Source organism: Sphingomonas sp., assembly GCF_035944535.1.
GTDB lineage: Bacteria > Pseudomonadota > Alphaproteobacteria > Sphingomonadales > Sphingomonadaceae > Sphingomonas_B.
Genome location: NZ_DASZBC010000011.1, coordinates 160,157 through 180,701 on the forward strand (window position 1 = coordinate 160,157; position 20,545 = coordinate 180,701).

Sequence of the window (20,545 nt, forward strand, 5' to 3'; positions counted from 1 at the left end):
CGGATCAAAGGAGGTGCCGCTTGGCCGGCCCTGTCAAAGCTGATGAGCCGGGCGATGCTGCCGGTCTAAAGCTCGACGATCCGTTTCAGGCCGAAAGCGGCGAGAGCGGGGGCAAGCGCCTGAACCCGCTCGTCGAGGCGGGTGAAGACTGCCGTGCCGGGTTCCGGCGCTTTCGGCCAGTCCTGCTCCTTGGTCAGGAACGCGATTCGGCGGGCAATCCCTTCCGCCCCGTCGACATAGGAGAAAGGCCCGGCTGCGCTCAGTTCCGGCTCCACCAGGCGGAAATGGGTGCAAGCGAGCACGACGGTATCGAGCCGGTCGCCGCCGGGCTGATCGGTGAGGCCGCGCAATATGCGCGCATAGGCCGCCGGATCAGTGACCTCGCCGCGCAGCTTTGCCTCCGCCAGATCGACCAACTCGGCCGAGCCATGGCGGAGCACCAGGCAGTCGCCGGCGAACTCGGCCGCCAGCCGGTCGACATAGGGCTGGCGGATCGTCGCTTCCGTGCCAAGCACGCCGATGACGCGAGTTTTCGACACGGCCGCGGCCGGCTTGATCGCGGGCACAGTGCCCACCACGGGCAGGTCGAGCGCGCTGCGGACCTGGGCAAGCGCGATAGTCGACGCCGTGTTGCAGGCGATCACCACCAGCCGCGGCCGATAGCGTTCGACCAGCCGGCCGAGCAGCGCCGGCACGCGCGCCGCGATCTCGGCTTCCGACTTGGTGCCGTAAGGGTAGCCGGCGCTGTCGGCCGCATAGACGATCGGCGCATTCGGCAGCAGGCGACGGGTGGCCTCGAGCACCGACAACCCACCCACGCCGGAGTCGAAAAAGAGCAGGGGTCGGGTGTCGGTCATGGCCAGTCCATATCGATGCCGATTGGGCTTTGTCAGCACCGGAACCATGGTTATGCAGGAACCATGGGGGCGCAGACCGTCGACGTGCTTTGGGAAATGCCTGCGCTGGCGCTGGCGCTCGGCTATCTGCTCGGGTCTATCCCGTTCGGGCTGATCCTGACCCGCTTCGCAGGCGCCGGCGACCTGCGCGCGATCGGTTCCGGCAATATCGGCGCGACCAATGTGCTGCGCACGGGCCGCAAGGGCCTCGCCGTCGCGACCCTGCTGCTCGACGCGCTCAAGGGCGCGGCGGCGGTATGGATCGGGCAGGAACTGGCGCCGGGCGGAGACCTGCTCGGCGGTGCCGGCGCCTTTTTCGGTCATTGCTATCCGGTGTGGCTTCGTTTCCGCGGCGGCAAGGGCGTCGCGACCTTCGGCGGCATAGCCTTCGGCTTCGCTTGGGCGATCGGCCTCATCTACCTCGCCGTCTGGATCGGCATGCTCGCAGCGACTCGCTTTTCGTCGGTGGGCGGCTTGGCCGCTGCAGCCACGGCTCCAGTCACTGCCTTTCTTTTCGGCAAGACCCAGGTCGGAATCCTCTTCCTCGCGCTCGCCCTCATCGTCTTCTGGAAGCACCGCGAGAATCTCGTCCGCCTTCGCGCGGGCACGGAGCCGAAGGTCGGCCGCTCCCGTGGCTGACCGGGAACCGGATCGGCACGCGGCCAAGCTTCGGCTGTTGCGCACGCCCAATATCGGGCCGGTCAGCTATCGCCAGCTGCTCGCCCGCTTCGGCACGGCGGAAGCGGCGCTCGAAGCCTTGCCGATGCTGGCAGCGCGCGGTGGGCGACGCGACGTTCGTCTCGCCGATCCGCGCCAGGTGGAGCAGGAACTGCGCACCATAGAGCGGCTGGGCGCGCGGCCGCTCTTCGTCGACGAGCCCGCCTATCCAGCGTTGCTGCGGGCGACCGAAAGCGCGCCGCCGATGCTGATCGTGCGTGGCGACCTGTCGCTGCTGTCGCGGCAAGCCATCGCGATCGTCGGCGCCCGCAACGCCTCCGCCGCCGCCTGCCGCTTCGCTCGCGGTCTGGCGCGCGAACTTGCGACCGAAGGTGCGGTCGTGGTTTCCGGCCTCGCCCGCGGCATCGATACGGCCGCCCATGTCGGGGCACTCGGCAATCGTACCATCGGCGTGATCGCGAGCGGGATCGACGTCAGCTATCCGCCTGAAAATGCCGAGCTGCAGGAGAAGATCGCGACCGACGAGCTGCTGGTCGCCGAACAGCCGCCCGGCACCGATCCGCTCGCCCGGCACTTCCCGTCACGCAACCGGATCATCGCAGGCCTGTCGCTCGGTACTGTCGTAGTGGAGGCGGCGCCCAAGTCCGGTTCGCTGATCACCGCGCGGATTGCCGCCGAGCTTGGCCGGGAGGTGATGGCGGTGCCCGGCTCGCCGCTGGACCCGCGCGCGCAAGGCTGCAACCTCCTGATCCGCGAAGGCGCGACGCTGATTCAGAACGCCGCCGACGTGCTGGAACAGATCCGCCCGATCGATGCGCGCGCCGTCGCGCAGCCGGTGGACCGGTTCGAGCCAGCCTTTGAAGACGTTTCCGAGACCGAGCTGCGCGCGGTCATAGACCTGCTCGGTCCCACACCGGTGCAGGTCGACGAAGTGATCCGCCTCTCGGGCCTCCCAAGCCCGGTGGTGCAGAGCGCCCTGCTCGAACTGGAACTCGCCGGCCGCCTCGAACGCCATGCCGGCGGCAAGGTCAGTCTTCTCGGCTAGGGCTTGCGGCGGACCGGCACTGGTACGTTGCAGATATCGACGCCGCCTGCGGGAATGTTGAAGAACGCGTCTCTCCGATTGGCGCGCGCATCGGCATAGGCGGCGAAGGCCGCGCTGGTCTCGTCAAGATATTGCCAGCGCGGCACATCGGTCACTTCGGTGCCGAGGCGAATGGAGCGGATCGGCACACGCTGCTCCGCCTTCTCGTAGAAGCCGAGATTGCCGGTGCCGCGTGGCAGCGACGTCAGCGCTTCGATGCCTTCGAGCACCCGGCCGACCGTGGCGATATTGCGGTCGAGATGACGCGGCGCATGGCCGGTGACGGTATAGAGTTCGGCGCCGCTGCCCGTGTCAGGCGCGAGACCCCGACCGACGCCCAGCATGCCATAGCAATGGACCAGCCAGGCGGACTTGCCGTCGCTCGCGACCGGCCAACCGCCGCTATGGCCAACCTTGGTGGCATAGGCATCGCGATAGGGAAGGGCGCGCATCCAAACCGAGCCCAAGCCGCGCCAATATTCGGCGGGCGGCGGCGCGACGACCCCCTGGGGCAGCGGCTTCTTCTCGGTCGCATCGCCCCATTGCACGACATAATTGTCTTGCACGCGATTGACGCTGGTCCCGTCCCACCAGCGGGCCTTCGCCAGCGCGCGAATATTGGCGACGTGAACTGGCGCCCAGTCTGGCGCCAGCCGCATCGTCACGCGCGCACCGTTGACCAATTCCAGCACCAGCAAGTCCAACGGCGAAATGTCGCGCCAAGCCGCGTCAGGAGCGGCGGCAACGATCTCGCCGGGCGATTTTGGCGTAACCGCAGGTGAGTGAGCAGCCGCTTGCAGTAAGAGAAGTGTCGTCAGCATGGCGCCACGCATCGCACGGAGCGAGCCGGCAGAACAGAGGCCTAGCCGTCAAGCCCTCGCAGTTCCCCGAAACCAGCCGGTAATCGCAAGCCGGTTGGGAGTCGCGAAGTTCGGCACATAGGAGACATGGTGATCCTGCGGCACGCGGAAGATGTTGAGCGCATTGAAGCGGGGTCGATAGCCCGCGACGATGTCGCCTTCCTTGTCGAAGAAGTTCAGATAGCCGCCCCAATCCGGCCGCCATATGCCCGGACACAGGTTCAGCACATAAGCGACGAGCCAATCCTGTGCTTCGTTGATGTCCTGGTGGAACGAAAGAAACTGGCCCGGGCCGAAATGGGTGGCCTGGGCGTCGCACCACGTGATCTGGGGAAGGCCTGTCACTTCTCGGATCAGGTCGAGAAAGGGCGGCGCGTTCATCGCGCGGATCACGTCGTCGAGCGGAGAGCCGCCCGACCAGCCATCCTTCAGCGCGTCGTACATCTGATATTGGCCGTAAACAAAGGCGAAATGCCCCTCCCGCATCGCCTGGTTCAGCTTACCGAAAATGGTCTGCATTTCCTGCTGCCCGAGGCGGGCGACATCTTCCTTGCGCAGCTTGTGCGGGCCATCGTCCTTCGCCTGCCACGATAGGCCCCAGGGCGCGCGCTCCATCAGAGTTCTGGTCAGTTGTTCGGCCGATTGCTGCGTCAGCAGGTCGCGGATCTGCAACCGTTTCTGCTCGGCGAAGCGCGCCGCGAGGTCGGCGGCGTCGAGCGAAGGATTGAGGGTAAAGAGCGGTGTCGACACGGTCATCGCCACTCCCTAGCCGCGCCACTAGGCGCCGTCAGCCGCAATCGGTCGCGCGACAAGCATTGCCCCGGCCGGAACCACAGGATAGGGGCAGCGCTTCAGCAGGCATGCGGAGCGGTGGCCGAGTGGTCGAAGGCGCTCGCCTGGAAAGTGAGTATACGGCAAAACCGTATCGAGGGTTCGAATCCCTCCCGCTCCGCCACCTGACAAGCCGGTGCAATCTTAGGCTATCCGGAAATCCTCGATATTCTGGCTCTACGCCGTCCAAGCCGCGTCCAGCCCGATCCAGTACAAACCGGATCATGCTCGGGGGTCTTCCGGGGGTATCGGAGCGGGAGTCTCGGGGGTATGCTGACCTATGCGGCGTTCAGGAAGACTAAGCCGCTGCCAAGGACCAGACGGTTGCGGACGGGGGCTGTACCTGTCCGTTACGTAAGTCTGGCAACGCTCCTCGCGCTTGAAGTACCACTTCGAACGCAGGGAGCGCATGCTGGTGTTCGGCTCCTAACTGGAGATCGGCCTCGCGGCCGCTCTCGAGGCGCGTGACAGCGCCAAGCGTCTGCTGAAGGAAGGGCGCGACCCCGGCTGGGAGCGCAAAAGGGGAGCGCCTGGCGAACAGCGCCAAGCACGATCACCTATTTGAAACGGTCGCTCGCCGCTGGTATGAGCTGCAGAAACCTCGTTGGAAGCCCGTTCAAGCCGGCGCCTGCTGGATCTTGGCAACCAGAAGCGCGAAATCTCTGTTCGATCGACTGCGTCGCCCCTTATCACGATCGCGGTGAGACAATCCTTCATCTTTTTGATGCCTGAGGTTTGGTAGGAAGTGCTGAAGACTGTCGCTGCAGCACTGGGCGATGACCTTCGAATCATGTTCGAATGCGGCCGAGCGGCCAGACCCGCACGAACATCCGGAGCAACAAGGGATTAGTTTCGATCAGCCCCGAATAGCTAGGCTCCACCTTGCGCCTTATCGACCTCGGCCATGCCGCGTTCACCCAATCGATCGAACACGAATTCACCCCCCGGCCGCTTGCCATCAAGAGTGAGCGGGAGGCCAGGCAGAAAGGTCTCATTCCCATCGGGTAGAATGGTTCGGTGCAAGGCGCCGGACGCAAGGAGATGAGGATCCTCGAAAAGATCCTCCGGCCGGCTGATCGGTGCGAAGGGAAGACCGGAACCTTCAAGCCGTTGCATGATTTCGGCGCGCGTCATCTCGCCGAACATCGCGCGGATAGTCGGCAGGATGCGGTTCCTCGCTTGGACTCTCTCGTTGTTCTTGCGGAGGCTTTCGTCTGCCCATAACTCATCGAGACCGAACAGAGCGCAGAATTTCTCCCATAGCGCATCTGTCACGACTCCGACGAAAACTGGTTCGTCGCGGGTCTCGAACACGTCGTAGATCGCCCAGGCGGAGATGCGAGCAGGCATGGGCTGCGCGGCCTGGCCCGTGACCGCCTTCTGCGCCATGTGCTGGCCGACCAGCCAAACGGTGGTTTCAAAAAGGGCGGCCTGAATCTTCTGGCCGCGCCCGGTGCGATGACGCTCCTCCAGCGCCGCGAGAATGCCGATTACGCCGAACATGCCACCGGTTGCGTCGATCACACTGGTGCCCGCTCGCAACGGACGTCCGGGCGGACCGGTCATATAGGCCAGCCCGCCCATCATCTGCGCCACCTCATCGAGCGCCGTGCGGTTCTCGTAAGGACCCGGCAGAAAGCCTTTCAGCGTGCAATAGATGAGCCCCGGGTTTGCTGCCGCGAGCGTCTCATAGTCGAGGCCGAGCCGGTCTAGCGCGCCGGGACGAAAGTTCTCAATCAGGATGTCCGCCGCGCACACGAGGCGTTTCGCTTCGGCTAGTCCTTCCGCGCTCTTCAGGTTGAGAAAGACGCTGTCCTTGTGCCGATTGTACATCGGGAAATAGCCGGCGCCCGAGCCGATCAGGTTGCGGGTATGGTCGCCTCCTTCGGGCTCGACCCGCGTCACCTCCGCGCCCAGCGCCGCCAGTACTGCGCCCGCCGCAGGGCCCATCACCATGTGCGTGAACTCGACCACCTTCAGGCCCGCGAGGGGCGCCGCGCTCATGCCGCAGACCTTTGTTCCAAGCCCATTGGCAGGCCGGCGTCCGGTGTGAAACCGTAAAGCGGCTCGCCGGGAAGAGCTTTGGCCAGGATTGCGCGCACCTTTATCAGCCGCTCCAAGTCGATACCGGTTTCGTAGCCCATGGCGTGTAGCATGAAGGCGAGATCCTCCGTGACGATGTTTCCGGATGCGCCCGGCGCATAGGGGCAGCCGCCCAAGCCACCGAGCGAGGCGTCCAAGGTGGTGATGCCTTCCTCCAATCCGGCCAGTGCATTGGCGAGGCCCAGCCCCCGCGTATTGTGAAGGTGAAGCGTGGTGAGCCGGTCGCCGACCGCGCTCCGCACCTTGCGCACCAGCCGCCTCACCTGCGCAGGGTCCGCATATCCGGTCGTGTCCGAGAGGCTCAGTTCCTTGGCGCCCGCTTCGACGCTCGCTTCGGCAAGCCGCACGACCTGATCCTCAGGCACGGCCCCTTCGATGGTGCAGCCGAACGCGGTCGAAAGGCCCACGGCAAAGTGCACGCCAGCGCCGTCCGCGATCGTGGCGATGGCGCGGATTTCGTCGATCATCTGCGCATGCGTCTTGCGGACGTTCCGCTGGCTGTGCGTCTCCGACATCGAAAAAGGAATGGACATGCCGTGCACCCCAGCGACGACGGCCCGCTCGGCACCCTTGGCGTTCGGCACCAGCGCGACGACGTTCAGGCCCGGCAGCGTCCGCGCAAAGGCGACCAGCTCGGCGGTGTCCGCCATTTGCGGCAACAGGCTCGGCGGCACGAACGATCCGACCTCAATCTCACGCACCCCCGCTTCCGCCTCGGCCCTTATCCACGCCTTTTTCGCCTCAAGCGGCATCACCCGGTCGATGCTCTGCAGACCGTCACGCGGGCCGACTTCGGAGATGAGGATGAAGGTCATGCCCGCTTCTCCAGATAGATCCACGGCCGCATTACGCGATCGGCAGCCTGCCAGTCGGCGATAGCGTCACAGAATTCGAGCGTGAGGTCGATGGCGTCGAGGCCTTTTAGCAGCATGGTCTGCGCCTCCACACCAATCTCGAATGCGTGTCCGTCGATCGTCCTTTCCGCCAGATCGACATGCACGGTCCGCCCGGCCATCGCGGCAATTTCCTCGTTCCCGAGTACCACCGGCAACAGCCCGTTGCGGACGCAGTTGTTGTAGAAGATCGGAGCGAAGCTCTCCGCGACGATACATCTGATCCCATATTCGAGGAGCGCCCAGACGGCATGTTCCCGGCTGGAGCCGCAGCCGAAATTCTTGCCCGTCAGTAGGATTTGCGCGCCAGCGAACTCGGGGCGGTTGAGCACGAACTCGGGGTGCTGAGCGCGCGCGGCAGCGTCGGTATAGCGCCAGGGCGCAAACAGCCCGTCGGCCAAGCCGGCCCTGCCGGTCGACTTCATCTCGCGCGACGGAATGATCGAATCCGTGTCGATATTGTCGCGGATCAGCGGCGCGGCGACGGAGGTCAGGGTGACGAACGGCGTCATGCAAAATCCCGCGGATCGGCGATACGGCCCGCCACCGCGCTTGCCGCGACAAGTTCCGGGCTGGCGATGTGGGTCCGGATGCCGGGGCCCTGGCGCCCTTCGAAATTGCGGTTGGTCGACGAGACCACGCGCGAGCCGGGTCGAAAGCTTTCCCCGCCGGCATAGAAGCACAAGGAGCAGCCGCTTTCGCGCCACTCAAACCCTGCTTCGGCGAAGACGTGGTCGAGCCCTTCCGCCTCCGCCGCCCGTTTCACCGCCGAGGAGCCGGGCACGACGAGCGCATGCACGTGGTCGGCCTTGCGCCGCCCCTTCAGGATCGCCGCCGCGCGGCGAAGGTCGGAGAGGCGGCTGTTGGTGCAACTGCCGATGAACGCCACGTCGATCGGCACGCCCGCGATCCTCTGGCCGGGTTCGAGGCCGATATAGCTGAGCACTTTGCCGTCCGCTTGTTCAGGAACGGTGCCGCCGATCCCGATGCTGTGCCCGGGCGACGTGCCCCAGCTGACCATCGGCTCGATCGCGCCTGCGTCGATCTCGATCTCGCAATCGAAAGTCGCGCCCTGGTCTGTCTGAAAATCGGACCAGTCGGGTAGCGGGTCGGGCGCGTAGCGGCGGCCCCGCAGATAAGCGAACGTGGTCTCGTCGGGCGCGATGATGCCGGTGAAGGCGGCGAACTCGGTCGCCATGTTGCAGAGCGTCATCCGCCCCTCCATGTCGAGCGCCTGCACCGCCTCTCCCGCAAACTCCACCGCATGGCCCGCTCCGCCGCCGGCGCCATGTTGGGCGAGCAGCGTCAAGATCATGTCCTTGGCAGTCACCCCTCGTGCCAACCGCCCGGTGTAGGTGACGCGCATTGTATTCGGACGAGCGACCCTGAGTGTGCCGGTCGCCATCGCATGCTCCGCTTCGGACGAGCCGATGCCCCAGGCAAGCGCGCCGAATGCCCCTTGCGTGCAGGTGTGGCTGTCGGGCGCGATCAGCGTGCAGCCGGGCAGCACAATGCCGAGTTCGGGCGAGATCACGTGGGTGATGCCCTGATCTGGATCGTTCACGTCGAACAGGGTGATGCCGGCGGCGTCGGCGGCGGCGCGCGTTTCGCTGATGAAGCCTTGGCCGCCGGGCATCAACGTTCTGTCGCCGCGGCCGGGGCGAGTGTCGACGATATGGTCCATCACCGCGAACACGCGCGCCGGATCGACGATTGGGCGATGGGCGGCAGCCAGGCTGTTCAGCGCCGCCGCGCCGGTTCGCTCGTGCAGGAAGATGCGGTCGATCGCGATCAGATCCACATCACCGTTCAGCGCAGCGATCCGGTGCGAGTCCCAGATTTTGGCAAAGAGGGTGCGCCTTTCAGCCAGCCTGATCCTCCATGCTCCGCCAGTCCCGGGTCACCAGCTTCTCCTGGATAGCCGTGCGCGTTTCCAGCTGGCCGTTGCGGATCCAGTGCCAGGTGCGGCAGCGGCTCTGGCCGTCATCGGAAATTTGGATCATCTCGTAAAGGTAGAGCCCCGGATCGCCGGTGCGCTGCCAATAAAGCATGACGGATCGGTTGTGATCGTCCTGGTCAACTTCCCAGGCCGAGCCTTGGATCAGCTCATTGTCCCACCAGACGCGCTTGTCCCGATAGGTGGCGGGAAAATCGCGGACATCGGTGCGGCCGTCAGGCCAGGTGTAATGGTTGGTCTGGTGATAGGGGTGGCCGCTGTCCGGAAAACGGCAGAACAAACGAGACTTATGCTCGTCTACCTTCTCACCCGCGGCGTTGTAATAAGTGTAGGTCCCGTCCCAAACGCCTTCGTGGCGGGCGAGCAGCGGCATGTCATCTCGTATTCCCATCAGGCCTCTCCCATGCTGATCATGTAATCGCGCGCGGCGCTGGCGCGGAGGAGTTCGCGATGCTCGACCGCCAACCGCTCCGGCGCAAGTGCGGACGGGTCGAAGGGAAGGGCGTTCGCCGCCCGCGCCTCGTACCAGGGCGCAAAAAGGTGACGCGCGCGCACGATCTGCCAGGCGCGGGTCAGATACGTCCCAAATCGGTCGGGCGAGAGATCGGGGAACAGCTTGTCCGGCTCGCCCGCCGGAGCGGAATCGCGGACCACCTCTTGCGCGCCAAGCTCACGTCGCGCGGTCTCGATCAGCGTGTTCCAGTCCGCGCCGTTCCACTCGTCAGACAGTCCATGTCCGGGCAGATCTATTCCCAAACCGCTCTTTCCGTTCAGGGTTTCTGTCGAGCGGCCGGGCGCATGCACATGGAGCATCGATCCGCGACCGCGCCAGTGAAGTTGCATGCCTTCGACCCAGACAAAGCCTTGGTCCGCTGCCTCGATCGGAGCCGGCGCATCGGGCGCCGGGTGAGCCTGCAGAAATGCGAGTGTCGCTGCCTGCTGCTCGGCCGGCGTGCCGACCTTCCGCGCCGACCAGCCGGCCGGCATCGCGCCGAGCCGGTCGATATGCGGCTGCAGGGGGTCGCCGTCATAGGCGGTGATCAGCACCGGCGGCGTGACCGCGACGGCCGGCGGAATGTCGCGGGGAGCCCGCAGGACCGCGCCATAGCCGGCGCGATATGCGTCGCCGGCGTCCAGCATGTGGCAGACGACCGCGTCCACCTTCGCCGGATCGTCGTGGGCGACCGACAGCCGCGTTTCCGGCCGAGTGTCGAACCATGGGAAGAACCAGCTCTGTTCGAGGATCCGGTTCCACAGCCATGTCAGATGCTCGCCATAAGCGGAGGGGCGGAAGGGCGGCAGATAAGCGTGACCGAATGCCGCGCGCTCGGCTTCCGTCCAGATCGCGTAGCCGCCGATGCCAAGCGCGCTGAACCGCTGCGGCGCTTGGGCAAAGGCATTGGCGAGGATGATGCCGCCGGAATGAAAGCCATAGGCGCCGGTCCGCTCGATCCTGAGGGTATCGAGCAAAGCGAGCAACGCCGCGCCGAAGTCGCCGATCTCCGGCTCGCCGGGCAGCGGCTCGGACTGGCCGAAGCCCGGCGTGTCGGGAGCGATGACAGTAAAATGCTCAGCCCAGCGCGCGATCAGCGGCAGGAACTCCGCCGAAGATCGCGGCGACTGATGCACCAGCAGGACGGCCGGGCCATAGCCGGCGCGGCGATAATGCACACGGCGGCCCTCGACGGAGACGAAATGGCGGCTGATCCTCACGCGCGCAATTTGTCCGGACAAATTCCTCTCGACAAGCCCTAACTTGCTTTGGCAAGCTGCGGCCATGACGATTGTCGGCACGCGCATGGTTTCGGACGGGCGGACGGCTCGACAGGTTTTCGAAGAAGTAATGTCTAATCCGGCGCGCAAGAAGTTCGGATTCGGTCGAAAAATGGCGCTGGTGAATGTCGATTTCCAGCAGGCTTATACGCGCATCGACAGGTTCGCGACCGCTTATGAGACTGATCCGCGCCAGATCGAGTGGGTGAACCAGCTTGCTCGTCTGTGCCGCGCCAAAGCAATGCCCGTGGTCTGGAGCCGCGTCGCCTATATGGAAAATGCGCACGATGCAGGCGTGTGGGGCACGCGCACGGACACGCCCGATTCGCTGCAGAACATCAAATATGGTTCCGAACGGCACGCCTTTGATCCGCGCTGCGAGATCGACGGGGGCGACCTTCGGTTCACCAAGCGCATGCCGTCCGCCTTTTTTGAGACGCCGCTAGCAAGTTACCTGGTGTTTCATGGCGTCGATACGGTCGTGGTGACCGGCGGCAGCACGTCGGGCTGCGTCCGTGCGACCGCGGTGGACGCGCTCAGCCACGGCTATCGCACCATCGTTCCTATCGAGACCTGCGCCGACAAGCATGAAAGCTATCACTTCGCCAATCTGACCGACCTGCAGCTCAAATATGCCGATGTGGAGCCGGTCCAGACGGTGATCGACTGGCTGGAGGCGCAGCCAGATGGAGGCTGACCCGCAGCTCTACGACTTCTCCCCTTACCGCGATCGGCCGAAGCTTACTTGGCCCGGCAGCAAGACGGTCGCCGTCTGGGTCGCGCCCAACCTCGAATATTACGAGATAGACCCGCCGGCGAACCCGCACCGCAAGAGCTGGACCAGGCCCCACCCGGACGTGGTAGGCTATGCGCATCGGGACCATAGCAACCGCGTCTCGCACTGGCGCATGGCTGAGGCGATGACGCGGCACGGCTTTCCAGGTTCGGTGTCCCTGTCGGTGGCGCTGTGCCAGCATCACCCGGAAGTCGTCGCCGACGCGAACGCGCGCGGCTGGGAGTTCTTCAGCCACGGCATCTACAACACGCGCTACGCCTATGGGATGGACGAGGCGCAGGAACGGGCGATTATCGAGGACTCGATCGAAACGGTCCGCGCAGCAACGGGACAGACTATCCGGGGCTGGCTCGCGCCCGCGCTGACTCATACCGAGCGCACGCTGGACCTGATCGCCGAATATGGCCTGACCTATACCTGCGACCTTTATCACGACGATCAGCCGACACCGATCCGCACCCGTTCCGGCCGGATCATCTCCATGCCCTATAGCCTGGAGGTGAACGACCATTACGGTTTCTTCGTCTACAACATGTCGCCGCGCGACTATGCCGACGCGCTGATCCGCCACTTCGAACGGCTCGCGGCGGAAGGGGAGCGCTCCGGCACCGTCATGTGCATTCCGCTTCACGCCTATCTTATCGGCCAGCCGCATCGGATCGGTCCGTTCGAGCGGGTGCTGGAGCATATCGCCGCCGATGGCCGGGCGTGGATCACGACCGCGGCACAGATTGCTGACGCCTATCTGGAGCAGATGTGAGCCTCGACTCCTCCTATCTCGAATATCCCAGGCGGCGGTACGGCTATGATCACGAGCTTTACGCCTGGTCCTCCATCTTCGACCGGCCGCCCGTGCGCTGGCCGGAGGGCAAGAGCGTTGCCGTCTGGCTGTGTGTCAGCCTCGAACATTTCCCGCTGACTCCCTCCGACACACCGTTCCGGGCGCCGGGGCATATGCAGACTGCCTATCCCGATTACCGCCATTACACGGCGCGGGATTACGGCACGCGCATCGGCATCTACCGGCTGCTCGACGCCTTCGCCGCGACGGGCATCAGGGTGTCGGTCGCCGCCAATGCCGTGATCGCGGAACGCTATCCCGAACTGGTTCGCGACATCCTCGATGCCGGTCATGAGATCGTCGCCCATTCGACCGACATGAACGGCACCATCGCGTCCGGGCTGCCGCGCGAGGAAGAGCAGGCGCTGATCCGGCGCACCCTGGGCGCCTGGCACGCCATCGGCGTGCGGCCGAAAGGCTGGCTCTCGATCGCGCGCTCGCAAAGCTGGAACACGCTCGACCTGCTGAAGGAGGCCGGCTTCACTTATTGTTGCGACTGGGTGAATGACGAGCTGCCTTACCGCTTAGCGAACGGCCTGACGAGCTTGCCGCTGAATCAGGAGCTTAGCGACCGGCAGATCATCGCAACTCAGCAGCAGTCGGCGGACAGCTGGGCCCAGCAGATGGAGGACGCCTTCGATTGGCTGGCGGCGGAAGCGCAGAGGTTCGGCGGTCGCATGCTCCCGATCCATTTGACGCCCTACATCATGGGGCTGCCGTACCGGATTGGCGCTGTGGAGGCGCTGCTCAAGCGCTTGACCGTCCGTGACGAAGCCTGGTTTGCGAGCGGAGACGCGATCGTCCAGACTTGGGCGGCGCAGCAATGATCCCGGTCCGCAATCCCCGCTCGGGCGAGATCGACTATTCGATCCAGCCTGCAAGTGCGGAGCAGGTCGCAGCCGAAGCGAAACGCCTGCGAAAGGCACAGCCTAAATGGCAGGCGCTCGGCGCATCGGGCCGCGCGGACGTGCTCCGCAGATGGGCCGACGCAATCGAAGCGCGCACAGAGGACATCGTTGCGCCGCTGAGCGTGGATACCGGCCGGCTCAGGATCGCCCGGATCGAGGTCGAAGGCCTGCCCCGCAGCATCCGCCGCTGGGCCGATCGCGGGCCCGAGATCATCGCAGCGCTAGACGCAAAGGATCGGCCGAGCGCCTTTCCCGGCGTGTCGATCAGCACCCGGCACCTGCCTTATCCGCTGTTCGGCGCCATCGCGCCGTGGAACTTCCCTGTCGTGCTCTCGACCATCGACCTGATCCCGGCGCTGATGGCGGGCTGCGCCGCGGTGGTGAAACCGTCGGAAGTGACGCCCCGCTTCCTCGAGCCGCTCAAGGAAACGATCGCCGCGGTGCCGGAGCTGGAGCGGGTGCTCGCCTTCGTGCTCGGCGGGCCTGAGACGGGCCAAGCGCTGATCGCCAATGTCGATTATGTCTGCTTCACCGGTTCGGTAGCGACGGGCCGCAAGGTCGCCGAAGCGGCGGCGCGCGCCTTCATTCCCGCCAATCTAGAGCTGGGCGGCAAGGACCCGATGATCGTGCTCGCCTCAGCCGATCCGGTGCAGGCCGCCAGGACGGCGCTGCGGGCAAGCGTCGTCGCCAGCGGCCAGGCGTGCCAGTCGATCGAACGCGTCTATGTCGCGCGGGCCATTGCGCAGCCGTTCATCGATGCGCTGGTGCATGAGGCGCGCGCCTGCCGGCTCAATCACCCGAAAATCCGCGAGGGCGAGATCGGGCCCTTCATCTTCGCGCGCCAGGCGGAGACGGTGCAGGCGCAGATCGATGACGCTCGGAGCCGGGGCGCGCGCGTGCTGACCGGCGGCACAGTCGAGCGGCTCGGCGGCGGCCTCTATCTGCGTCCCACCGTCATTATCGACGTCACCTCCGACATGGCGATCATGCGGGAAGAGACGTTCGGCCCGGTGGTTCCGGTGGTGATCTTCGACGATGTCGAGGAGGCGATCGCACAAGCCAATGACAGCGCCTTCGGGCTGTCCGCCGCGGTCCTCGCCGGCAGCGCCGCGGAAGCGGAGGCGGTCGGCGCGCATCTGGAGGCAGGAGCAGTGTCGATCAACGATGGCGCGCTCACGTCGATGGTGTGGGACGCCGAGAAGAGCGGTTTCAAATCGTCCGGCCTGGGGCCCTCACGCACCGGCGATCAGGGACTGACCCGCTTCTTCAGGACCCAGGCGCTGATCCGCCAAAATGGTCCGCCGATGAACCTTGCCGCCTTCGCGGAGGATGCATGAACCCGCTGCGCACAGTCATGCCAACCATCGTCGCGCACGAAGGGATCTGGGACGGCGTCTATCGCCATATCGACGCGAACGGCACGTCGCTCGACGAGCACCGCACCTGGACAAGCTGCGAGTTCCCGGACGACGGCGACGACCATTACATCCAGCACAACCGGCTGAGCTGGACTGACGGACGCACCGCCGAGTACCGCTTCGGCTGCCGTTGGTCGGACGGACTGCTGCGTTGGGACACCGACCGCTTCCATGGCGTCGGTTGGGAGACCGACGGCGGCGTGCTGATGCTGCGGCTGGAGCGCCGCGATGTGCCCGGCGCCTACTATGTCGAGATGATCAACCTCGCGCCCGATCGCCGGACGCGCGCCCGCACCTGGCAATGGTTTCGGGACGGCAAGCCATGGAAGCGAACGCTCTGCGATGAATGGAGAATCGGATGAGCCTAATTCTTGCCTTGGCCCTGCAGACTGCCGCTTCGCCGGGCGTTGAGAGGCCGAAAGAGCGCGTGCCGACCGATGTGCGCCGCGTGACCATCATCGTCCGCGACATCGAGAACTCGCTCCAGGTCTATCGCGACGTGGTCGGCCTGAAGGTCAATTACGATGCCGTGGTGGAGACGTCGGGCGTCGCGTTGCCGGCGGGCAGGCCGGGCGCCAAGGCGCGGCTGGTGCTGCTGAACGGCAACGATCCGTGGATCGGCTGGGTCGGGCTGATGCAGTGGGTCGACCCGCCGCTGGAAGGGCCGGAGGACTATCCGAAGCGCATGACTTTTGGCGGCCATGTCATTGTCATGAACACGGACGACGTCGACGGCCGCTGCGCCGCCGCCGCCAAGGTGCCGAACGTGACCGTCACTGCGCCACCGCGGCTGCAGCAATATCCCGGCCGCAACGGCGGGCCGCCAATCCGCGTGCGCGGCTGCAACTTCTTCGACCCCGATGGCACGCTCATCGAAATGAACCAGATACTTAAGTGAGACCGCCATGCTGAGCCTGATCCTTGCAGCCGCAGCCGCGCCCCTGGCGTGCGACAACAAGCCCGTGTTGATGATCGTGTCCGGACCGACGCATGACCGCGCGCGAATGCTCGCCTATGGCAAGGCAATCGCGGACAGTGGTCTCTACAAGAAGCTGGGAGGCTATTATGTCGCTGCCGGGCGGCCGCTGGAGGTGTTCGAGGGAACGCCGCCGGCCAACTACAGCACCATCGTGGTGCGCTTCCCCTGTCTCGCCAATGCCCGCGCCTTCTGGAACTCGCGCGAATATCAGGAGAAGATCAAGCCGATGCGGCTGAACCCAGCGGCGGGCGACTATCTGGTGACCGTGCAGGCCGAAGTGCCGGTCCGCGAAGACATGGTCGGCAAGGTCGGCGACCACTCCTATCGTGCCGCGTTCGACCCCGCTCAGGTGGAGCAGATCGAACGTTGAATCACTTCGTCATCCCCGCGAAAGCGGGGACCCGGACGTCTTCTGCCTGCTTTGCTGGGTTCCCGCTTTCGCGGGCGTGACGAGATATCAGCTGTCCCTCAGCTGTCGGCTCAACTGCTCGACCGGCGGCTCGGCCTGGGCCATTGCCTCCATGTCCTGCTGCACGCCGCGCATCACCCGGGCTATATATTCCTTGGTGGCAAGACCCCGCTGATAGGCGGCCTCGCGGTCCGGCTCATAGGCTTCGATATCGGCGCGGCTGATGCTGCCTTTGGCCTCGAGAAGCCGCTCGACCGTATCGAGCCGCTCGCGCAGCACGGACAGTTCGCCCACGATTGCCAGCAGAATCGACAGGGTCCGGTCCATGGCCGGATCGTCGAAATATTGCGGCCGCTTGCCCTTCGCTTTGGCGCCTGCCCGCGCGATCCAGTCGATGTCGTCGGTCATTTCCCGTTCCCCGGCGCAGGCCGGGATCCATCTGCGCCAGTCCGCTGGGCCCCGGCCGGCGCCGGGGCGCGGCAAGGAAGCTCGCGCTTCATTGCCGCGGCTTCCACGCGCCGTAGGCATTCCAGACCGCTGCGCGGCCATGGTCCTCCTGCGCGTCGTTCGCCTGTTCGGGAAAGACTTCCCGGTCCACCACTGCCTTCACGCCGGTGACGAACAGCGCTTCCTTCGGAATGCCGGCATCGACCATCTGCTGCTTCAGGTCGAGCGCGTGCATCGCCGACCAGAAAGGCTCGTTGTTGTTGAACGCGTCCCAGTCGCGGATGAACTGTTCGTAGAGCGGCATGTCGCCGGAGTATTGCGGCTGCTCCAGGTGCAGGATCAGCCCGCCCGGTGCGAGCACGCGGGTCAGTTCCTTTAGCACTTTCGGCAGCGCCTTTCCGGAAAGTTCGTGCAGGAACATCGTCGTCTGCACCCAGTCGAAATGCCCGTCCGGCCAGCGGCTCAGATCCTCGGCATTTGCCTGAAGGAAAGTGATGTTGCGCGCGCCGAGCGCCTGGGCGCGGGCATGGCCGTAGCGAAGCACTGCCGCCGCCGTGTCGATCGCGATCACCTCGGTTTCAGGAAAGCCGAGGGCGAGCGGCACCGCATTGTGGCCGACAGTGCAGCCGACATCGAGAATGCGCCTAGGCGTCCAGCCCGGCCGCTCGCGCCGGGCCCATTCGACCAGCGCTTGGCCGCCGCCGTCCGACAACGCGCCGAGCCCGCCAGCGGTGGTCGCGAAGATGCCGCAATCATAATTCGCGCCCGCAGACACGTCGCCCGGCCGCTCCTCGCCATGATAGCCGCCGGGCATGCAGTGAATGTCGACCGCTGTCTGATAGCGTGGCTGCTCGATCGCCGGGTCGAGCTGCAGCGTGTCGCGCCCCTCGTTGAACTGCCGCGACTTGGCGTCGAGCTCGTCCAGCTGGCGCAGCACCATCGAGCGTCCGTTCTGCTGACGCATCTCCATGGAGTTGCGCTTGCAGGCGGACCAGAAGCGGTGCCACGGATCCTTGTTCATCGCGTGGCGGATCTCGAACCGGTCCTGCGGGTCGCGGCCATGTTCGGCGCGGAAGGCCGGCAGCACGCGCGTGTCGTAAGCGAGCTTGTTGCCCTGCCCGATGCTGCCCGACAGATACTTGTTGAAGTTCGCCAGGAAGTTGAACCGCGCCTTCTCGTCATGGCTGGGTTCCGGAAAGACGGCGTGGCGGGTGACGGCGCTATAGGGCGGCGGAACGTCGTGCTTCATATCAGGCCATCCTTGGCGAGGCGTTCGATCGTCTGTTCCTGAACGCGTAGGAAATAGTCGCGGTCCGGGATACGAACCTGATTGCCGTCGATCAGCCCGTCCGCCGCCTGGCCCTTGGCCGCTCCGTAGGCTGCGGCGAACAAGGCAGTGCGCTGGCGAGCGAGATAGTTGGTCATACCGGGCTTGCGCCGCGCGGCGCGGAGGCCCGCCAAGTCGATATCGGCAAAGGCGGTGAAGGTTTCGCCCGCATTGCTTTCGGCGAGCACATTGCCCTTCCAATCGACGACCATCGAATTGCCGTCGGCGGACGCGAGCGGCATGGTCGTGCCTTCGATACCGGCGGTATTCGCCGAGATGACGTAAGCGAGATTCTCGAACGCCCGGGCCCGTTTGGCGATCGCCTTGTGGGTGTCGGTCGGGCTGCCGATCTCGGACGAACTGTGCAGAAAGATCTCCGCGCCGCGCAAGGCATGAGCGCGCGCGATCTCCGGATAGACGATTTCTTCGGAAGCGATGGCAGCGAGGTTGCCGATCTCCGTACGGGCGACGGGGAAGACGCCGTCCAGGCCGTAAATGTCGAGATACTTGCTCAAGACATCGTGCGGCGTCGGCGCGAACATCGAGTTCAAGCGACGGTAGCGCAGAACCACCTCGCCCGAGGGCGACACGACGAAGCTGGTCTGGAAGTAGAGGCCGGGGAAGTGCTTATCGACTTCATAGGCGTTGCCGGCGATGAACAGCTTCTGCGCGGCGGCGATCTTGCCGAACGCATCATATTCAGGCCCGTCCACCTCCAGCGCCGCCTTGGCCGCGAATTCCGCAATCGAGATGCGGCCGGGATAGGAGGTCAGCAGATATTCGGGCAGCACGGCGAGTTTCACCGGACTGCCGCCATATTGCTGAATGAAGATCGCCGAGGAGCGTAGCTTGACGCCCACTTCCTCGATCATCTTCAGCATCTGCGCGCGGGCGGCGGCGCGGTCCGGCGCGCGCTCGACGGAGCGGGCTGCAAGCTGCAAGGCAACCGCCGCATAGGCCTTGGGATCAGTCAAGCGCGCCGCCTCCAGCGGCCATGGCAGGCTGGTGGCAATAAGGCCGGCAAGGGCCTGTCGGCGTTCTATGATCACGTTGCATCATCCCCCACTCCGTTCGGGCTGAGCTTGTCGAAGCCCTGTTCTTTCCCGTGGTGCGAACGAAGAACAGCAGGCCTTCGACAAGCTCGGGCCGAACGGCGTGTTTGAGGCTGCACTCACAACCCCAGCACTCCCGGGTTCATGCGGCCATTCGGGTCCAACGCCCGCTTCGCCGCCTCCAGCACGCGCCAACCCGCCGGATCGCTGCGCTCCTTGAGCGGATAAGTGCGGCCGATCTGAAAGTGAACGCCATCCAACGCGCCGAAGATGTCGATCACACCCTGGCGAAGTCTATCGACCAGCGCGCGCGCCTCGGCATTGGCAGGGCTTTCGCGCAGGCGCGCGAGATGCGCCGGTTCGACGGAGCGGCGGTGAAGTTCGCCCCAACCATCGGGGAAGTAGAAGACGGGCTCGATCAAAAAGCCGGTGCGGCCGACGGTCAGGAACATATAGCCGGCGCCGACGCCCAGCCGCTCCATTTTCGCCGCATGGTCATCGTAGAGCGCGGTGATCCTGGTCACGGTTTCGACCGCGCGGCTGTGGCGGACGATGCCATGCACCGGCACCCAGCGCTCGCCCTCCGGCCCAAGCATGGAATTGACGTGAGGGAAGGGGTTGGCGCGAAGCACCTTGGGGATGGTGTTCTCGACGGCGCGGCCACCCTGCGCCGCGGCGATGCGCTCGATCCGCCGCATGGCCTCGTCAGCTTCCGCTTGGGACCGTCCCTCGGCGATCAGGTGAGCGGACAAAGGCGCGTCATCGAGAAACGAGCGGCCGGCGGCGACGACCTTGGCGCCTTCCTTCAGCGCTTTCCAGAAGCCGCCCTGCGCCTTCATCATGCCGACCAGCTGCCTGGCGTCGGCGGCGAGGCTGTCGCGCTTCATCCGCTGCGCCTGGAGGAAGGGATCAAAGCCGAAGCATTCGGAGGCGAGGCCCGCGCGCGCCACTTCGCTCATCGCGGCAAAGATCTGCTCCGGCCTGTCAAAGGCGAAGCTGCCATAGGCGAAGGCCTCGGCTTCGCGGATCAGCGGCAAGGTAACGTGCGCCTTGATGCCGAATGCACCCGCATCGGCTGCAAACAGGCCCGTCAGGTCAGGCCCGAACGGACGCAGGAAGTCGCTGCCCGTCGATAGGATCGAGCCGTCGGCCAGCACGACGTCGAACTTGACGGCGGATGCGGCGATCGTCCCATGCGCCGCGCCCCAGAACAGCCCGTTCTGGCTCATGCCGCCGCCGACCGTCGCCTTGATGCCGGAGAGGGTCCCCCAGAGCGGCGCGCGCAGGCCGAGC

At 65.4% G+C, this 20,545-nt stretch carries 22 protein-coding genes and 1 tRNA gene; 10 read left to right on the forward strand and 13 right to left on the reverse strand.

The window, feature by feature from the left end:
* Positions 1-65: 65 nt before the first annotated feature.
* Positions 66-857: a glutamate racemase gene (murI, locus tag VGT77_RS12180; protein ID WP_327462916.1), complete on the reverse strand. Its 792-nt coding sequence runs from the start codon at positions 855-857 to the stop codon at positions 66-68.
* A 63-nt stretch (positions 858-920) separates the two neighbouring features.
* Here murI and plsY point away from each other — a divergent pair, with 63 nt between their 5' ends.
* Positions 921-1,535, forward strand: coding sequence for a glycerol-3-phosphate 1-O-acyltransferase PlsY (gene plsY, locus VGT77_RS12185; RefSeq protein ID WP_327462918.1), 615 nt, complete (start codon positions 921-923; stop codon positions 1,533-1,535).
* Complete coding sequence (dprA, locus tag VGT77_RS12190; protein WP_327462919.1) at positions 1,528-2,619, forward strand: DNA-processing protein DprA; 1,092 nt, start codon at positions 1,528-1,530, stop codon at positions 2,617-2,619. The genes plsY and dprA overlap by 8 nt, the downstream gene beginning before the upstream one ends.
* Here the strand turns inward: dprA and VGT77_RS12195 are convergent.
* Positions 2,616-3,479 carry a peptidylprolyl isomerase gene (locus VGT77_RS12195; protein WP_327462921.1) on the reverse strand — a complete coding sequence of 288 codons (864 nt, stop codon included), beginning with the start codon at positions 3,477-3,479 and terminating at the stop codon, positions 2,616-2,618. The genes dprA and VGT77_RS12195 overlap by 4 nt on opposite strands.
* A gap of 48 nt (positions 3,480-3,527) precedes the next feature.
* On the reverse strand, positions 3,528-4,274 hold the full coding sequence (locus VGT77_RS12200) for a 2OG-Fe(II) oxygenase (RefSeq protein WP_327462923.1): 747 nt from the start codon (positions 4,272-4,274) through the stop codon (positions 3,528-3,530).
* Positions 4,275-4,382: 108 nt separating this feature from the next.
* Here VGT77_RS12200 and VGT77_RS12205 point away from each other — a divergent pair.
* Positions 4,383-4,473: transfer RNA gene (locus tag VGT77_RS12205), tRNA-Ser, on the forward strand.
* Between the two features lie 746 nt (positions 4,474-5,219).
* Here VGT77_RS12205 and VGT77_RS12210 read toward each other — a convergent pair.
* The 6 genes from VGT77_RS12210 to VGT77_RS12235 are packed head-to-tail and all read right to left on the reverse strand — an operon-like array spanning position 5,220 to position 11,015.
* The gene (locus VGT77_RS12210; protein WP_327462925.1) at positions 5,220-6,353 is read right to left on the reverse strand and encodes a CoA transferase; all 1,134 of its coding nucleotides are present in this window, start codon (positions 6,351-6,353) and stop codon (positions 5,220-5,222) included.
* A complete protein-coding gene (locus VGT77_RS12215) occupies positions 6,350-7,267 on the reverse strand; it encodes a hydroxymethylglutaryl-CoA lyase (RefSeq protein ID WP_327462927.1) in 918 nt (305 codons plus the stop codon). Before VGT77_RS12215 ends, VGT77_RS12210 begins: the two co-directional genes overlap by 4 nt.
* Positions 7,264-7,857: a 3-isopropylmalate dehydratase small subunit gene (leuD, locus tag VGT77_RS12220; protein WP_327462929.1), complete on the reverse strand. Its 594-nt coding sequence runs from the start codon at positions 7,855-7,857 to the stop codon at positions 7,264-7,266. The genes VGT77_RS12215 and leuD overlap by 4 nt, the downstream gene beginning before the upstream one ends.
* Positions 7,854-9,215, reverse strand: coding sequence for a 3-isopropylmalate dehydratase large subunit (locus VGT77_RS12225; RefSeq protein WP_414713401.1), 1,362 nt, complete (start codon positions 9,213-9,215; stop codon positions 7,854-7,856). The genes leuD and VGT77_RS12225 overlap by 4 nt, the downstream gene beginning before the upstream one ends.
* Positions 9,208-9,693, reverse strand: coding sequence for a DUF3598 domain-containing protein (locus VGT77_RS12230; protein ID WP_327462931.1), 486 nt, complete (start codon positions 9,691-9,693; stop codon positions 9,208-9,210). Before VGT77_RS12230 ends, VGT77_RS12225 begins: the two co-directional genes overlap by 8 nt.
* Positions 9,693-11,015 (reverse strand): alpha/beta fold hydrolase, encoded by a 1,323-nt coding sequence (locus VGT77_RS12235; RefSeq protein ID WP_327462933.1) that lies wholly within the window; start codon positions 11,013-11,015, stop codon positions 9,693-9,695. Before VGT77_RS12235 ends, VGT77_RS12230 begins: the two co-directional genes overlap by 1 nt.
* Before the next feature lie 64 nt (positions 11,016-11,079).
* Between VGT77_RS12235 and VGT77_RS12240 the strand changes: the two genes are divergently transcribed.
* Genes VGT77_RS12240 through VGT77_RS12270 form a run of 7 tightly spaced genes read left to right on the forward strand, consistent with a single transcriptional unit; the run spans position 11,080 to position 16,387 of the window.
* Complete coding sequence (locus VGT77_RS12240; RefSeq protein WP_327462935.1) at positions 11,080-11,772, forward strand: isochorismatase family protein; 693 nt, start codon at positions 11,080-11,082, stop codon at positions 11,770-11,772.
* Positions 11,762-12,631 carry a polysaccharide deacetylase family protein gene (locus VGT77_RS12245; RefSeq protein ID WP_327462937.1) on the forward strand — a complete coding sequence of 290 codons (870 nt, stop codon included), beginning with the start codon at positions 11,762-11,764 and terminating at the stop codon, positions 12,629-12,631. Before VGT77_RS12240 ends, VGT77_RS12245 begins: the two co-directional genes overlap by 11 nt.
* A complete protein-coding gene (locus VGT77_RS12250) occupies positions 12,628-13,539 on the forward strand; it encodes a polysaccharide deacetylase family protein (RefSeq protein ID WP_327462939.1) in 912 nt (303 codons plus the stop codon). Before VGT77_RS12245 ends, VGT77_RS12250 begins: the two co-directional genes overlap by 4 nt.
* Entirely contained in the window at positions 13,521-14,957 is a 1,437-nt protein-coding gene (locus VGT77_RS12255) for an aldehyde dehydrogenase family protein (protein ID WP_327462941.1), read from the forward strand. Before VGT77_RS12250 ends, VGT77_RS12255 begins: the two co-directional genes overlap by 19 nt.
* Positions 14,954-15,400: a hypothetical protein gene (locus VGT77_RS12260; protein WP_327462945.1), complete on the forward strand. Its 447-nt coding sequence runs from the start codon at positions 14,954-14,956 to the stop codon at positions 15,398-15,400. Before VGT77_RS12255 ends, VGT77_RS12260 begins: the two co-directional genes overlap by 4 nt.
* Complete coding sequence (locus tag VGT77_RS12265) at positions 15,397-15,936, forward strand: VOC family protein (protein ID WP_327462947.1); 540 nt, start codon at positions 15,397-15,399, stop codon at positions 15,934-15,936. The genes VGT77_RS12260 and VGT77_RS12265 overlap by 4 nt, the downstream gene beginning before the upstream one ends.
* A gap of 7 nt (positions 15,937-15,943) precedes the next feature.
* Entirely contained in the window at positions 15,944-16,387 is a 444-nt protein-coding gene (locus VGT77_RS12270; RefSeq protein ID WP_327462949.1) for a DUF1330 domain-containing protein, read from the forward strand.
* Between the two features lie 87 nt (positions 16,388-16,474).
* On the opposite strand, the gene VGT77_RS12275 is transcribed toward VGT77_RS12270, so the two are convergent.
* The 4 genes from VGT77_RS12275 to VGT77_RS12290 all read right to left on the reverse strand — a co-directional run.
* On the reverse strand, positions 16,475-16,834 hold the full coding sequence (locus VGT77_RS12275; protein ID WP_327462951.1) for a hypothetical protein: 360 nt from the start codon (positions 16,832-16,834) through the stop codon (positions 16,475-16,477).
* A gap of 88 nt (positions 16,835-16,922) precedes the next feature.
* Entirely contained in the window at positions 16,923-18,122 is a 1,200-nt protein-coding gene (locus VGT77_RS12280; protein WP_327462952.1) for a class I SAM-dependent methyltransferase, read from the reverse strand.
* Positions 18,119-19,249: a nitrilase-related carbon-nitrogen hydrolase gene (locus VGT77_RS12285; protein ID WP_327462954.1), complete on the reverse strand. Its 1,131-nt coding sequence runs from the start codon at positions 19,247-19,249 to the stop codon at positions 18,119-18,121. Before VGT77_RS12285 ends, VGT77_RS12280 begins: the two co-directional genes overlap by 4 nt.
* A 122-nt stretch (positions 19,250-19,371) precedes the next feature.
* On the reverse strand, positions 19,372-20,545 hold a 1,174-nt coding region (locus VGT77_RS12290; protein WP_327462956.1), incomplete at its 5' end, for an FAD-binding oxidoreductase.